Origin of the sequence: Granulicella mallensis (assembly GCF_014203225.1) — a bacterium.
GTDB classification, from domain to species: domain Bacteria; phylum Acidobacteriota; class Terriglobia; order Terriglobales; family Acidobacteriaceae; genus Granulicella; species Granulicella mallensis_A.
This window is the reverse complement of the sequence record NZ_JACHIO010000003.1, coordinates 146195-162104: the sequence shown is the minus strand read 5'-3', so window position 1 is coordinate 162104 and position 15910 is coordinate 146195. Positions and strand designations below refer to the sequence as shown.

13 protein-coding genes are annotated in these 15910 nt (G+C 55.2%); 7 read left to right on the top strand and 6 right to left on the bottom strand.

Annotated features, from left to right (window positions below; translation table 11 throughout):
* The first annotated feature begins 5 nt into the window (after positions 1 to 5).
* The 7 genes from HDF15_RS03995 to HDF15_RS03970 all read left to right on the top strand — a co-directional run bounded on the left by HDF15_RS03995 (position 6) and on the right by HDF15_RS03970 (position 6471).
* Positions 6 to 1070 carry an alpha/beta fold hydrolase gene (locus HDF15_RS03995; protein WP_184252995.1) on the top strand — a complete coding sequence of 355 codons (1065 nt, stop codon included), beginning with the start codon at positions 6 to 8 and terminating at the stop codon, positions 1068 to 1070.
* A gap of 71 nt (positions 1071 to 1141) precedes the next feature.
* Entirely contained in the window at positions 1142 to 1687 is a 546-nt protein-coding gene (locus HDF15_RS03990) for a cytochrome P460 family protein (protein WP_311733026.1), read from the top strand.
* A gap of 77 nt (positions 1688 to 1764) precedes the next feature.
* Positions 1765 to 3195 (top strand): class II fumarate hydratase, encoded by a 1431-nt coding sequence (gene fumC, locus HDF15_RS03985; RefSeq protein ID WP_184252993.1) that lies wholly within the window; start codon positions 1765 to 1767, stop codon positions 3193 to 3195.
* Positions 3196 to 3331: 136 nt separating this feature from the next.
* On the top strand, positions 3332 to 4606 hold the full coding sequence (locus HDF15_RS03980; protein ID WP_184252991.1) for a threonine/serine exporter ThrE family protein: 1275 nt from the start codon (positions 3332 to 3334) through the stop codon (positions 4604 to 4606).
* Positions 4593 to 5180, top strand: a complete 588-nt coding sequence (locus HDF15_RS03975; protein WP_184252989.1) for an FUSC family protein — start codon at positions 4593 to 4595, stop codon at positions 5178 to 5180. Before HDF15_RS03980 ends, HDF15_RS03975 begins: the two co-directional genes overlap by 14 nt.
* A gap of 107 nt (positions 5181 to 5287) precedes the next feature.
* Positions 5288 to 5410 (top strand): hypothetical protein, encoded by a 123-nt coding sequence (locus tag HDF15_RS25715; protein WP_260330852.1) that lies wholly within the window; start codon positions 5288 to 5290, stop codon positions 5408 to 5410.
* Entirely contained in the window at positions 5353 to 6471 is a 1119-nt protein-coding gene (locus tag HDF15_RS03970; protein ID WP_260330839.1) for a carbohydrate porin, read from the top strand. The genes HDF15_RS25715 and HDF15_RS03970 overlap by 58 nt, the downstream gene beginning before the upstream one ends.
* Before the next feature lie 630 nt (positions 6472 to 7101).
* On the opposite strand, the gene HDF15_RS03965 is transcribed toward HDF15_RS03970, so the two are convergent.
* From HDF15_RS03965 to HDF15_RS03940, 6 genes are all read right to left on the bottom strand, one after another.
* Complete coding sequence (locus tag HDF15_RS03965) at positions 7102 to 7926, bottom strand: hypothetical protein (RefSeq protein ID WP_184252985.1); 825 nt, start codon at positions 7924 to 7926, stop codon at positions 7102 to 7104.
* Between the two features lie 357 nt (positions 7927 to 8283).
* Positions 8284 to 9438: a DNA polymerase IV gene (gene dinB / locus HDF15_RS03960; protein ID WP_184252983.1), complete on the bottom strand. Its 1155-nt coding sequence runs from the start codon at positions 9436 to 9438 to the stop codon at positions 8284 to 8286.
* Positions 9431 to 9664: a hypothetical protein gene (locus tag HDF15_RS03955; RefSeq protein WP_184252981.1), complete on the bottom strand. Its 234-nt coding sequence runs from the start codon at positions 9662 to 9664 to the stop codon at positions 9431 to 9433. Before HDF15_RS03955 ends, dinB begins: the two co-directional genes overlap by 8 nt.
* Positions 9665 to 10011: 347 nt before the next feature.
* Positions 10012 to 13239, bottom strand: a complete 3228-nt coding sequence (locus HDF15_RS03950) for a DNA polymerase III subunit alpha (protein WP_184253324.1) — start codon at positions 13237 to 13239, stop codon at positions 10012 to 10014.
* Entirely contained in the window at positions 13232 to 14743 is a 1512-nt protein-coding gene (locus HDF15_RS03945; RefSeq protein ID WP_184252980.1) for a DNA polymerase Y family protein, read from the bottom strand. The genes HDF15_RS03950 and HDF15_RS03945 overlap by 8 nt, the downstream gene beginning before the upstream one ends.
* Positions 14740 to 15771 (bottom strand): recombinase RecA, encoded by a 1032-nt coding sequence (locus tag HDF15_RS03940; protein WP_184252978.1) that lies wholly within the window; start codon positions 15769 to 15771, stop codon positions 14740 to 14742. Before HDF15_RS03940 ends, HDF15_RS03945 begins: the two co-directional genes overlap by 4 nt.
* Positions 15772 to 15910 lie beyond the last annotated feature (139 nt).

The window sequence follows — 15910 nt, the reverse complement described above, 5'->3', positions numbered from 1 at the left end:
AAGCTATGAACAGCACAGAAGTATCTGGAATCACGCGGCGTCGGTTCGGAATGATTGGCCTGTCAACGGGAGCTGCGCTGCTCGCGTCGGGCTCCATTCTCGCAGAAAGCGGTCAACCTGGAACCGGTATTGAAGCCTCATCCGGATCAGCCGCAAAAACAGCCGGCAAGACATCGTTGGGGCCAATCAAGCAGATCGATGCGGGTCTACTGAACACCGGATATGCTGAAGCGGGCCCCGCAGATGGTCCCGTGGTCATCCTCTTGCACGGCTGGCCATATGACATTCATGCCTACGTCGATGTCGCACCTCTGCTCGCTGCAAAGGGTTACAGAGTCATCATCCCCCACCTGCGCGGCCACGGTTCCACAACCTTTCTTTCGAGCGACACTTTCCGCAACGGGCAGCAATCTGCTGTGGCTCTCGACATCATTGCTCTCATGGACGCCCTCAAGATCCAGAAGGCGCTCATTGGCGGATTTGATTGGGGAGCAAGGACTGCGGACATCATGGCTGCACTGTGGCCGGAACGCTGCAAGGGTCTTGTTTCCGTCAGCGGCTATTTGATTGGCAGCCAGGCAGCGGGAAAGACGCCACTTCCTCCGGTAGCCGAGGCCCAATGGTGGTATCAGTTTTACTTTGCCACAGATCGCGGCGCGGATGGTTACGGAAAGTACACGCATGACTTCGCCAGGCTCATCTGGAAGCAGGCGTCACCGAAGTGGAATTTCGATGATGCTACATTCCTTCGCAGTGCAGCATCCCTCGATAATCCCGATCACGTGGCCATCGTCATTCACAACTATCGTTGGCGCCAAAATCTGGCCGCTGGCGAGCCGAAGTATGACGACCTCGAAAAGCGGCTCGCTGTAGGTCCCGTGATCACCGTACCTTCCATCACCCTTGAAGGCGACGATAACGGTGCACCGCACCCGGAAGGAAGTGCATATGCCAACAAGTTCTCCGGCAAGTACGCACATCGTGTAATTGCCGGCGGCGTGGGCCACAACCTACCCCAAGAAGCGCCACAGGCTTTTGCTCAGGCCATCGTGGATGTCGACGGCTTTTAGCCGCCGATAGCTCATCTGCCCTGCGGACTACAACTACAGCCCGCAGGGCGGCGAATACGACCTCGCTCAAGATGCTTGGGCACAGGAAGAAGGACCATTCCGTGAAACGAGTCAGTTTTTCAGTCATTGGGATTGTGATGTGGACATGCCTGATAGCTCCTGTCGCGGTTACGGCGGGCAGGACGGCGGACAATGCCTCTCCGATCTACGGAGTGACGATTCCTCCCGGATACAGGCAATGGGCTATGGTAGCGCCATCGCACGAACTGGGCTTACACGAGCTACGGGTAATCCTTGGGAATCCACAAGCAATGGACGCATATGAGAAGGGTGCTCTTCCGTACCCGGACGGTACGATTCTTGCCAAATTGGCTTGGAAACAAGTGCCTCTGGTCGAAGGCCACGAGATCGTGCCTGATGCTTTTGTCCCTGGGCCTACCACGACAGTTCAATTCATGGTCAAGAACTCGAAAAGGTATGCGGTAACCGGCGGATGGGGCTTCGGCCGATTCATAGATGGCAAGCCGGTTGACAAGGCACAGCACGAAACCTGTTTTTCCTGTCATGCCGCCCACGCAAAAGGACACGATTATGTTTTCACACGCTATGCACCTTGAGTGGGGAACAGGTCGTTGAGTCCCCGAGCCCTGAACATGCCACGCAGGCAAGAAACCGCGAAGACGAGGATAAGCCAATGAATGCAACCGCCGAAGCAAATGTAACAGAAGTACGCAAAGAGACCGACAGCCTTGGTGAAGTTGATGTGCCGAGCACAATGCTATGGGGAGCCCAAACACAACGCTCGCTTGAGCACTTCAGCATAGGGCAAGATCTGATACCGCGCGAAATGATCGCGGCCTTTGCCACATTGAAGAAAGCTGCGGCCAATGCTAATCATGCCGGCAAGCGGCTCGATGAGCAACGTCACAAGTTGATCGTTCAGGTCTGCGATGAAATTCTCGCGGGTCAACATCAGGATATGTTTCCTCTGCATGTATGGATGACCGGGAGCGGCACACAGTTCAACATGAATGTGAACGAGGTGATCTCCAACCGCTGCTGTCAGATAGCCGGAACACCTCTAGGTAGCAAGGCTCCCGTTCACCCGAATGACCATGTGAACATGTCTCAGTCGTCCAACGATACCTTCCCCTCCGCTATGAATATTGCGGCTGCGGTAAACGTGAAGCGTCGGCTTATGCCCGCTCTGACGGCCCTGCACGACGCCATATCGGCCAAAGTGATCGATTGGAGCGATATCGTCAAGATTGGCCGCACCCACATGCAGGATGCGACCCCACTCACGCTTGGACAGGAGTGGTCGGGCTACGAGAGCGTGCTCGCGGACGATTTGGAGCGGATCGAAACTTCACTGACGGGAGTTTATCGACTCGCGCTTGGTGGCACCGCAGTAGGCACCGGCCTCAATTCAGCGCCCGGCTTTGGGGAGGTCGCGGCCACCGAGATTGCCGGGCTCACAGGTCTCCCGTTCATCAGTGCACCGAACAAATTCGCTGTACAAGGTGCACATGATGATCAAGTTCAACTCTCCGGCACACTCCGTACCCTGGCGGTGTCGCTCTACAAGATTGCGAACGACATACGGCTGATGTCATGCGGCCCCCGAGCAGGTTTTGCGGAGCTGGAGATTCCAGAAAACGAGCCTGGCTCTTCTATCATGCCGGGTAAGGTGAATCCAACCCAAGCCGAAGCATTGACGATGATTGCCGTCCAGGTGATGGCCAACGACGTCGCAGTTGGTTTCGGAGGTGCCGGGGGCTATTTGGAGATGAATGTCTATAAACCCCTGATCATCTTCAACGTGAGCCATTCAATAACAATCTTGACCGACGGCTGCACGAACTTTCGCAAATTCTTGGTCGAAGGAACGCAGCCGAATCTGAAGAAAATTAGTGAGTCGGTGGAGCGTTCGCTGATGCTGGTGACCGCACTCGCTCCTGTGATCGGGTACGACAAGGCATCGAAGATTGCGCACTATGCTTCGGACAACGATCTCACGCTCAAAGAGGCTGCCTTGAAGTTAGGCTTCGTCACTGAAGATGAGTTCAACCGAATTGTGGACCCAAAGAAAATGGTTCGGCCCTATGTAGCCACCACCGCATAGAGAACCAGTCTGGGAACCCGGCGCAATTGTTATGAGGTTGGAGCTGGCGTTTTAACGCGTCGCTCCAACCTCGGGCAGAGTGCACCTCTGATTCAGCGCACCGCCGCCACAATTGGCAGACGAAGGAGTGATTCACATGACGTTAGAGGAACGTTCTGATCTTGTGCTTAGTTTTGCGCGAGTGCTGTTCGTGAATGGTCAATCCACCGACCAGACCTTGGAGGCAGCCTCTCGATTAGCCGACTCGGTTGGTGTTGATAGCAAAATCCTTGTGCATTGGGGAGAAATACAACTACACGCCGAAGATCATGAGGAACGGTTGATCTCCGTAGTCTGTGCCAGACCGACCGGTGTAGACATGAATCGCGTGGCTTCAACCATGGAGGTGATAAATGACCTTCAGTCTGGTCGGCGCGCTTCCTCTGAAGCTATCAAGACGATCGGTGTGATCGCACAGGCGCACCCATCCCCTGATTGGTTGTTCACGCTTGCTGCCGCAGCAGGCGCTGTGGCTTTAGCCGTGATCTTCGGCGTACAACATTTGCCTGCGGCAGGAATCATATTCGTAAGCGCGGGCGCGGGTGCCATTCTTCGCCGCAGATTGGGCCGATTCAGCGCAAATGTCTTTATTCAACCGTTCTGCGCTTCATTGCTCGCCGGTTTGATCGGTGCATTGGCGTTCCGATATCAACTGAGTTCTACACTGCGCCTCGTTGCAGTTTGTCCCTGCATGGTGTTGGTCCCGGGACCACACCTCCTCAATGGTGCTCTGGATTTAGTCAGAGGACGCATCGGTCTCGGCACCGCGCGATTAGTCTTTGCGGCGCTAGTCATCTTGGCCATCTCGGCGGGCTTGTTAGTTGGGCTCGCAATATTTGGTGTTTCGTTTCCTGTAGACCCGACTGGCAGATCCGTGACTCTCTGGCTAGATACCATCGCTGCTGGCGTCGCGGTTTTCGCCTACAGCATGTTCTTCTCAACGCCGTTGCGGATGGTCGCATGGCCGATCGCGATTGGTATGTTGGCCCACGCGATGAGGTGGTTATTGCTTGTGGAGCTCCACCGCAATGCCGCCACGGGCGCTATGGTCGCCTGTCTGATTGCGGGACTGATCCTTGCGCCTGTTGCGCACAAATGGCGTATGCCGTTCGCTGCTGTAGGCTTCGCTGCGGTGGTGTCGATGATGCCGGGAGTCTTCTTGTTCAGAATGGCTGGCGGACTTGTGCAGCTTACGAACCCATCTCTTGCAAGCTTCGGTCTCCTGAGCGCCACCGCCAGTGACGGCATGACGGCCATCGCAATCATTCTCGCGATGAGCTTTGGGCTGATCGTGCCGAAGATGATAAGTGATCGCCTATTTGAGGGTAGCCGGCAGACAACATCAGGAGGAGGAACGAATGCCAACCGCTAGAAAGGATTCCCACACTATGCATGCGTGGCCCTCTGCAACCGCAGTGTTCCGTGCAGTTTTTCACGGGGTAATGTTGTCTGTCTTCTGTGCAATCAGCTACTGGCTGATTACGCACTTGCTCTCCGGAGCGTTCTCGGTTTCCCGTGACGACGATCTGTTAGGAGGCATGTGGGCAGTTGCGGCAACAGTGTTTGTCTATCGCTATAGCTACGACAGCAGCGTCGGAGCAGCTGCCTCCAGAATGTGGGCGACCTTGCTCAGCTTCGGTCTCTGCTTGATTTACCTATTGTTTTTCCCATTCAGTCTCGTGGGCATGGTCACGTTGATCGGACTAGGTGCAATCACAATGTCCCTGTTCGATCGTGCTGATGAGATTGTCACGACCGGGATTACGACCGCAGTCATCATGGTCGTTGCTGGTCTGAGTCCACATCCAGGTTGGAAGCAGCCCATCCTCCGCTTGATCGATACGGTTGTTGGCGTAGGCGTCGGAGTTGCGGGCGTGTGGATCACCTCAAAAGCAAAATCCAGCGGGCCAGAAATGCTAAGAAATGAGCCACAAGACCATGCCTAGACTAATGTGCAAACTCGCCATTCTAGCCAATGCGGCATTTTGTCTCTTCGCCCCAGGCGCTCGTTCACAGACCTCGCAGGAATACGCGTTGAGCGGACCTGACAGTCATGAAACGGGTCAGGGGCCACACGGTCATCTCTTCGGAGATTGGGACGGACAGCGATCCCGGCTGCTGGAACACGGTGTTGCTTTCGATCTTCAATACGTCAGCGATTCACTGTGGAACATAAAGAGCGAGCAGTCTGAGCGTTTTGCAGCTTGGAATCGTTTCCGTGGAACAATCGATATCGATTTCAGCAAACTCTCCCACACGCAAGGTCTTTATTTTCACGCTACAGCCCTCTGGCAAGGCGGAGGAAATCTCGGAACGTACCTAGGTTTGCTCAGCAGCCCCAGCGGGATGTCCAGCGAGAACACATTTCGGCTCGACTCTTGGTGGATCGAGAAGCGATGGTTCAATGAGCGCCTCACCGCACGAGTTGGGCAGTTCGCGGGCCAGGACTTCTATGGCTCCCAATACGACGCGGCATCCTTCATCTTCGAACCAATGGGCTACGCGCTGGGAAATCTTTCCACAACCAACGAGTCCTTCGATCCGCCGTCTACGCCAGCATTCGAAGTGAGAACCGTCCCCATCCACAACTTCTATGTGAAATCGATGGTGATGGCTGGCGTCCAATCTCCCTTTTCTCAGAATCCCACCGGCTTGTTTCCCCAATTTAACGGCACCCCCGTGAGTGCTTCTGAGATCGGTTTCACTCCCGGGAAGAGAGCAACCGCTGTCCGGGCTTTTGATAACGTAGACAGTCGCAAAGGGTACTCCGGCCTTTACCAGTTCGGGGCTTCTTATAATCCGGGGAAGTTCGCCGATCCCACAAGCACAACACCGATATCGGGGAACTATCTACTCTATTGGATGGCGAACCAAGCGCTTTGGCGAGCAGATCGGGCAGGAGCGAAAGGCTTAGATGGAACGTTGGCCTACGACTGGAGCCCCGCCGCAGTGAATCGTAACGATAAGATGCTGACGGCAGGAGTGCGTTTCGATGAACCGTTGCCAGTCAACTTCCACAATACGATGTCTTTGGGATACGTACAAAACCATCTAAGCGGACAATTTGTTCCCGCGGGTGCTGCACCATGGAAGCTCGAACATGGTGTCGAGTTCAACACGCTCCTGGATCCTTTACCGATGCTTCTTTTGCAGCCCGTTGTTCAGTACTACGCCAATGTCGGCGGGGGAGTGCGGCGTGCCCTGGTCATAGGATTCCGCACCAAAGTGGAGTTCTGAAACGTGGTTTGCACGCCCCATACCGAGCACCGGGGAACTTGGTTTTAAACGCCGTAAGGGGAGGTCTGAATGAACGAAATGCACGAAGATAACGAGGTGGACAGAATGACAAACGACACCTTCAACAAAGTGGCGGCTTGTTTTCCATATGCGGCACCAGGTCCCTTTTCAGGCTCACGAAAAGGTAGGTACCGAGAAACGCCCTTGTCGTCAACGAACGAATAGCGGCAGGGACCGAGCAATGTCTCGCAGCCGTCTAGGCTGCACTCTTGGGGGTCGCCGCCAGACAGTCAGCATGGCTGGATACCGTCCGGGCGTGTTCTAGTGAATCCAAACACCGAAATGTATGCGTAACAGATAACTGGTAGGAAGAACGCGTGGTGGAGTCCGATCGCGCCGTCCGCCATTCGTCCTTGGAGAAGCGGAATGAGCGCTCCGCCGACTATGGCAGCGATCATGATGCTCGATCCTTTGCCAGTAAGGGGATCTGGATACTTCTTATTGGCCTTTGGTTCCCGGACACGAACGTGAAAATCTTGATCCGGGACGGCCGCTAAGGTTATAAAAACCGTATCGTTTGACATATTCCAATGAGACTAGCAGCATAGTGCCTGTCTCCCGTATGGATAGTCAGCCTCTACCAAGGTCATGCGTGATCTTCGCGATATCTGCATGGCGCGTTCTCTTACCGTTGTAGGTCACGTGTTCGAAACGGGAGACGATTCCGGTTATCCCCTCACGTTCGAAATAGGCTGACGCAATCCCGGCTGCAATGTCGGCTGCTTGTCCGAACAGTGTGTCCTTAGAATCAAACTCAATGTATTTCTGGCTTGGTTTCCTCATCCTCTGCATTCGCGAGAACATGTCGTTTGGATCGGTCATGCTCTCGATAAGCTTGCCTCGCACGTCTTCCAAGACCCGCATCTGCTGGTTGTCTCCTTGGTCGAAGGCGTGAGTGTCCATCAGTGGGCGCATCATCTTCCGACGAATATGTTGGCCATAGTTGAACCTGTAAATACCGTCATCAGCGCCGAATGTGTCCAAGGCATCAATGCTGGCGTGGAATGCTGCTGCTGCTTTCGCAGACCACTCCGTGACCTTCCTAACGACGCCCTTGGGATCGCATTTGAAGTCTTCCACCGTCACCAATTCTGGAGGCTCGACTCGCTCAAACGGCATGATGAACGCGTCCTGGCCGAAAGCGTGCGAGAGACGGTGGGCCCGCGAAGCTATAGAGTCTCCAAGGATCGACTCGGCCGCAAAGACTTGGGTTCGGAGATGAAGGTTTCTGGCCCAAACGAGTCCCTCAGACGCACTCTGCCTGAGATACTCCGGGGCATTCTCACGCTTCATGGCTGTGCGCAGAAGCGAATCAACGCTTGTCTTGTATGGCCTCGGATCGACAACGTGAATTGATACCTTGCCGAGCGCGGTCCATATCTCAGTCTTTCTCATAGTCGGTAACGCATCGAAACGGGCGAGGACGACCGCAGACTTCAACTCACCTGGAATGTCAGGGCAGAGTTGCAGGAGTTTGTAGTACCAGTTCAGGTCCTCAATCCTGACGACTTGTGCGTTGATGTGGACCTTGAGGCCAGATGTCTGCCTTCCGTCAGGCGAGCCGACGTCGTTGAAAGAGACAGCATCGGGATGTCCGGCGCCGATAGCATTGCATTTGTAGTTATCGCATGGCTTGGTGGAGAACTAAATCTGCAAAATACGGCTCAAACTAAAGGAACGATTAGGCCGCATTGTAAGTATCGCGTTCCACAGCGCAGCGGCGCGGATTCCTACCGGGAAACGCTCTTTTCATCAGTCAAGGACAGTTGCTTCCAAGTCGCTCAAGCCGAGCGGATGACTACCGGGCGAGTCAATCAGGGGCGCGACATCATGTTCGACATCCCCTTCAACTTCAAAGTTGCTCAAGCCGATCCCAACCAATCGGTAGAGCTGCCGCGCATCCAAATCAACACGAGAACAAAGATGCAGACCAAAGCCAGTGAAATCCTCACGCGTTATGGGGACATTCGGCGGCGTCAAGCTGCGAGTAAGGGAATTGAACTCTTTCGTTTTGAGTTTGAGCACCACTGTCCTACCGCGACGCGCATTTCCTTGCGAAGCAGCCCAGACCTTTTCCGCTAGTCGTCGAATGTGCGGTTCGCAGTCCGCTAAAGGGATATCGTCGGGGAAAGTGTCCTCGGCCGATATCTGTTTGCTAACTCGGTTGGAGACGACCGGGTTGTGGTCAACACCTCGCGCGAGTTGAAACAGCCTTGTGCCCCAACCCCCAAAGTGACCTTCGAGTGTCATCAGATCCATCGCATAGATGTCACCGACGGTTTTTATCCCAACCTCGGCCATTCGCGCCTCGGTAACTCTGCCAACACCGGGAATCTTTCCAACAGGTAATGGGATGAGAAAAGCCTGAACCTCGTGCGGCTGGACAACGAATTGCCCGTTGGGTTTCCGCCAATCCGAAGCAATCTTCGCTATGAACTTGTTCGGCGCTACGCCTGCAGACGCGGTGAGGTTCAATTCCTCCCAAATCTGTTGTCGAATGGTTTTCGCAACCAAAGTTGCGGTCTTTATATCGGTCTTGTTCACCGTCACATCGAGGTACGCTTCATCGAGCGAGAGCGGCTCAATTTCGTCCGTATGCCGTTGGAAGATTTCACGAACAGCTTTGGAGACCGCCTTGTAGCGGATGAAGTCTGGAGGAAGAAAGACGGCGTCGGGGCACATACGCTCCGCAGTGATTGCGGGCATTGCCGACCGCACTCCGTACCGTCGTGCCTCGTACGAGGCTGCACAGACCACGGAACGCTTGCCTTTCCACGCCACGACCACAGGCCGCCCTCTAAGGGCCGGATCATCGCGTTGCTCGACAGATGCGTAGAAGGCGTCCATATCCACATGAACGATCTTGCGAGTACCTATCGCCGCGATTGCGTCGATCGAATTATCCATGACAGAGGCCGCATGTCGTGTAGTGCCGCGCGAAGTCATCCCACTCTGAAATCCCGATAAAGCCCGACGAGTCCATACGAAGGAAGTCATCCGGTTCCAGGAACGTGAAATCGGTAGGACGTTCGATCATGAAGGCGAAAAGGAGCTCAAGTCCATGAGCACACGCAGCGCCTTTGCCCTTTGGGAAGAGATAGACGATCGACGCATCGGATAAACGGCCCCGCATTCGTGTCTCCTTCGCTCTTAAGTTTGGCACATTGTGGCCGAAGTGCTGAGATTCCATGTAGCCCTCACTAACGTGGCGAATCATCATCGGTCGCGACATACCAAGGAACTTGCTTTGACTGAAAAAGGTCAGGATATCTAGTTGTCAGAAAGGTTAGAACACGTTTTGCGACGCGTACGCTATGCTCCACTTCTTTCTCCCATTCCGTGCTCGCTAGGCCATCGCTATGAGTAGCTTCCCAGCGAATGGTCCTCATCCCGAGGATGACGCCAGCCGTGATGACAAGCGCTGGCCCTAGTTTCTGTTGATCGACTTCTGTTCTGTGCCCGCCCACCTGCGAACCCTTATTAGTGGAAGTCATGAGATGTCACCTGTAAGCGGCCTGCGCGGGTTTCCACTGAAAGTTCCTTAAACGACTTCGCCATCACATGAATAATTGGACCCTCCTTTTGGAGCGGTCCCTCTACAACGAGAAATTTCGCAGTCGTGATGAGTCGACGGTTTTCTTCGAAGAAGTCGGGAGCTACAAAAACATTGAAGTTTCCGGTTTCATCGGAAACCGTGAGGAAGACAACGCCCGAGGCAGTACCGGGACGTTGTTTGACTATGGCTAATCCGGCAGTTCTGACGTATGCCCCATTAGGCCGCTGCGCGAGGTCTGTAGCTCGCAGATAGCCACGGCGGCAAAGCTCCTTACGTCGGAACCACATTGGATGAGGTCCCGTGGTGACGCTGCTCACTGCATAGTCAGCCACCAGCCGCTCTTCGGCCGTCATCGGAAGCAAGGGTATTTCAGGAGACTCTTCGCGGAGCAATTCGCTCTCTTGCATGAACAGCGGGCCTTCTGGCTTACCAGCGCGTTCTATCTGCCAGAGCGCATCCCGTCGATGTTCGACGCCATCGAGACTATTCAGCGCCCCCACGTTCGCCAAAAGTGCCAGTTCCTTCTGGTTGAGTTGAGGGACCCTCAACACAAGATCATCGACCGACCTGAAGTAGCCCGCACTACGAGTATTGACTATTGTTTCTGCGCATTGGCTTCGCAACCCTCGCACATAGCCAAGTCCCAAACGCAGCGACAAAGAATGATCGTCTTCGTGCTCGATAGAGCAAGGCCAATCTGAAACTTGGATGTCGATTGGTTTGACCCGGAGGCCATGCCGCCGCGCGTCTTCGATGATCACGGCAGGGCTGTAAAAACCCATCGGCTGGTTATTCATCATGGCGCAAGTGAAAGCCGCAAGGTACTTCACTTTGATATAGGCCGAAGCGTAGGCAATGAGTGCAAAGCTGGCGGCGTGACTCTCAGGAAATCCGTAAAGTGCGAACGAGCTGATGTTCTGAACTATCGTTTCCTGCGTCGCGATATCCAGCCCATTCGCAGTCATGCCATCACGCAAGCGACCTTCTAGGTTTTTCATTCGCTCCCAAGAGCGACGCATACCGACAGCCCGCCGAAGCTCTTCTGCCTCCGAGCCCGTGAAGTTCGCAACGACCATCGCCATGCGAAGCAGTTGCTCTTGAAAAAGAGGAACACCGAGCGTTCTCTTCAGGGTTGATTCAAGGGAAGGATGGGGATACGTCACTTCCTCCTGATTCTGGCGACGCCGCATGTACGGGTGCATCATCTTACCGACGATGGGGCCTGGACGAATGATTGCCACCTGTACGACGAGATCGTAAAACTTCTCTGGGCGGTTCCGTGGCAGAGATGCCATCTGCGCCCGGCTCTCCACTTGAAACATGCCGATGGTATCGGCCCGCTGAAGAGTCCGATAGACCTCCTCATCTTCGGGCAGTTGAGCGAGATCGAGTTGGTCGCCGTGATGTTCGGGCACGAGCGACAGGCAATCTTTCAGCACGGCCATCATGCCGAGTCCGAGCAGATCCACCTTGATGATGCCTAGATTGGCGCAGTCTTCTTTGTCCCATTGGACGACCGTTCTCCCAGGCATGGAAGCTCTCTCCAGTGGGACGACCTTATCAAGCTGCCCTTGGCAGATCACCATGCCGCCTGAGTGCTGGCCGAGATGTCGCGGGAAGTCCTGCACGCGCATACAGAGTTCGAGGTACTTCGCTATGCGTGGATGCTCTACGTCAAAGCCCGCGTTTTGAAACGAGCGGGCCATTGTGTCATTCGGGCCTTTCCACTCATAGTTCGCGACCAGTCCCGACAAGCGCTGCAGCGATTCAGGATCAAAGCCTAGAGCCTTGCCAACCTCTCGCGCGGCAGACTTGCCGCGATACGTGATGACATTCGCAGTCATAGCCGCGCCAAGTTGACCATAACGCTGATACACATACTGGATTGCTTGCTCGCGTTTTTCTTCAGAAGGGAGGTCGAGGTCGATATCGGGCCATTCACCGCGGCTCTCTGAAAGAAAACGCTCAAAGAGGAGTTCCATGCCAACAGGATCAATTGCCGTAATCTCCAATGCGTAGCAGACGGCCGAGTTTGCCGCGCTCCCTCTGCCTTGAATCAAGATTCCGTGTTTCTTGCAGTATTCAACAATGTCCCAGACGATGAGGAAGTATCCGGCGAAGCCGAGCTTTGCGATCAGCTTCAGTTCGTGCGCGACTTGCTTCTTGGCGCGTTCGAGAAGGCCAGAATCGCGCTTTGGCCCGTAGCGTCTGGTGACACCTTCCGCAACGCGTTTCTCAAGAAAGCTATCCATCGTTTCGCCATCAGGCACCGGATAACGTGGAAATTCGTAACCGAGGTCGGAGAGCTGGAAGTCCAGACGAGAGGAGAGTTCAACCGTGTTCTCGACGGCGCCCGGAACATCACGAAATAGGGCAACCATCCGGTCTGCGGACCGGAGGTGTCTCTGATTGTTGAGCGCCAGCAATCGTCCAGAATGGTCGAGTTGCGTATGGTTTCGTATTGCTGTGAACAGGTCTGCGATCTCTCGGTCATACTTTGTTGCGTACCGTACACCGTTGGTAGCCACGACAGGTAGATGGAGCGAATCAGCGATACGGAGCGCAGCTTGATTCCGCCACTCCTGCGCTCGTTCCCGATGCCGTTGCACTTCGACGAAGACGTTGTTCGCTCCGAAAACACCTACGAGCCGTTGTACAGCTTCGCGACCCGCAGCTTCGCCGCCAATCATCAGCGCGGCGGCGAGTGGTCCTTCGTCTCCACCCGTCAGGCAAACCAAACCTTCGCTGTATTCAGCAACATCGGACAGCTTTGCGGAGCCCTCCTGCTTTGTGGTCTCGCGCATCTTGAAGCGCGTAATGAGCTGGCAGAGATTCTGGTATCCCAATCTCGTCTCGCATAAGAGAGGAAGGCGAGACGGTTCGGTGAGATGCTGGTGAGGCAACCACACGGGAGGCGTAAGGCGGTTGCCCAAGCCCGTCACAGACACCTCAGCTCCAACGTGCGCTCTGATTCCGTTCTCTTCCGCAATCTTGTGAAATCGCGCAGAGCCGTAGAAGCCATTGCGATCCATTAATGCCATCGCCGGCATATCGAGCGCGAAGGCTCTCTCTGCCAGAGCTTCTGGCTGGGAACCGCCCTCCAGAAAAGAAAAGGCACTGTTGGCATGGAGTTCGATGTAGCGGCTAGTCATAGAGTCCCGCCACCCGCCAGTCATTCTGAATGAAGTCTCGTGCAAGCCTGCAAACAAGCACGGCGCTGTCGGTCGCTTTGCCGATGACATCCCACTGTTCATTGCCCCAGATTGCTTCGTTCCACCAATCCCCGCCATCCAGCCATGGCCCATAAGCCTTCTCTACCAGATATGAGCGGGAGCGAAACTTGATTTGATGAGGCAGTCCACGGTGTACCTCGACTCTTGTAGGCTCAGCGGGGCGAAGCAGACGCAGACAAAGCAGGGAAGATGTTTCCGGGACGGGTGGTTCCAGAGTCGTAACGCAGAACGGTTCCACATGAAAATCGCCCGCGCGGTGTGTGTCCTCAAGTATGGCTTGCCCGACATTTCCTTCGCCGACGATGGCCGCGATACGGGCCAAAGTGACATCGAGTTTACCGGGCTCTGGCAGTTGTGGAGAGAATAGTCCGAGTTGGACCTTACTCGTAGCACCTGGTTCAGCGAAGAGGTGTACGCCGAGGATCGACGATGATGGCGGATGACCTTCGAGGTCGAGGTGCAGTAGTTTGAGCCATAGTTGCTTGTCATTGGTTGGGACGCGCGGATTAACTTTCCGTTCGTGCGATCCACCTCCGTCCAGTCGCAACGTGATGGTGACGGAGGCCAACGCGAGCACGCGGGATTTCGCGCGAACGATGAGTTGCTCCAACATCGTCGATAGCCCAAACAGCAAAGACTCAAGATCATCCAACGGAAAGTCGAGTTCGACTTGCTCTTCCAAGACGAAGGGAATAGCAATTGGCTGGAACAGATGAGGACGGATTCCATTGGCGAGTTGCAGCAATCTCTTGGCGTCCTGACCCAGACGTGCGATTAAAGATTTTTCCGGCAGAACCGCGAGAGCTGCGACATTGCGGATACCCCACGACCCAAACGTCTCTGCCTGCGTCCCCGTAATATCCAGCACGGCGACCGGCAGTTCTGCGATTGATCTCGCCTCATCCCCCCGCGACACAACTTGGATTGCGACGCCCCTCTTGAGCCCTCTCGCAAGACAGATCGCCGTCTGCAGATTTGCGCTAACCGTCACAGAGGCTACGACACCAACCGAACGAATGCGCTGTCGTATCTGCTTTGCTAAGAGTTGCGGGGGACCGAACAGAGATTCTGTACCCGCCGCATCTACGGCGCAGAGAAATATCCCGTTCAGGCTTCGGTCTTCAAGGCGTGGCGAGAACGCACCAGCACACTCCAGCAGGATCACCCGTACGAAGCCCTCCATCTTGACACTTCGTTGCAGGACGACGACGCTCTCGAAGGTTTCAACTTCTACCTTTGTCATGCCTTGTCGCAAACCGAGGAGACGAGCTCGTGTATTCAACGAGCACACCGTCTGTCCGGGCGCGTCGCCTTCCAAAATGACGCACGGCTTCTCCGCCAACTCAGGGCGCAAGCGAAGTAGAGCTTGGGCGGGAAGCTCGCGAACGTAGATGCAAGCATAGAGTTCAGGGAAGCTACTCATAGCGGCCCCGCCCAACTCGCCCGATAATCCCACCGGGCATCGCACGCGCGTTGCGGAGGTTTCCGCATCGGCACGACATTTGTTGGAGCAGTGGGGAAGCGCTGCCGGAGGATTTCAGCGCGTGCGCTTAGCCCTGTAAAGACCGTGCGCTCCTCACAGGTGTCCTCAAAAGGCGAAAGACGTAGTTGCAATTCCGAGCTGCTTTTCGCGCAAGCATATTGCGAAAGAAGCACGATACTCGATTGGGTCTGCTCTGAGGCAACGCGGTATCTGTGCCAGGTCGAAAGCTCGATACGAGCCACAACCTCGCTCGCTATCTCTCCGAAGTCGAGGACGATTGCGCTGAAGCCTCCGGTTTGAATCAAGAGGTCTGTACTCCGCAAAGCCTGCTCAATCGCGTCATAGATTCGCGCCCGCCGTGGCGTACGCACCGATGCGGTGGAAGGTTGCAGGTTTGCTTCGAAGTGTTGCGGAGTGGGCCTAGCTTTGGAAATGGGTTCGGCGCAACGAGCATTGACCGTATCGTTGCTCAAAAATCTACCCACCGCCGCAGAAAGACCTTTGACCTCATCACGGGGATGCGTGCCGTGGCCGCCCCCATGCAAACCCTTTGTTGCTGGCTTTGGAGTAAAGAAAGAAGAGGGCAGAGCGAACTTGCGTGTCTCCTGCTCCGACATACCTTCGCGCACACCGCAACGCACCCAGAGAAGCCGCTTGAGATCGACGCCAACAGAAGCAGCCGAAGCGGGGTTGAAAGTATTGGAGGCGTCTATCCAGGCGCAGACCTTGCCCGAAGACGTGATCTGCGACAAGAAGGAAAGCGCAAGGGACATTCGGCCCGAGCACGTATCGCCGACCAGTTCGGTGAGAGCGCCGACTGGCAGCCCGCCCCTTAGAAGTTCGTCGAGAGGTGCGACACCGGACGAGACGACCGGGCGCACCATGCGAGGCGGGGGCGTCAGGGCGGATGGGTACCTGCGCGCCAGAGCCGACTCAACTTGAAGCCGGATTGTGGCGGCGGAGGCCATATATGAACACCTTCGCCTTATCTTCGCCTATCAGTATCGTGTGGTGTCAAATGGCACCGCACTGTGTACGGTGCAGAAGTGACGTAACTGATTGAAAATACAAGCCAAATTACTTTCTGCTCGCCTTCCGGCATCAGAT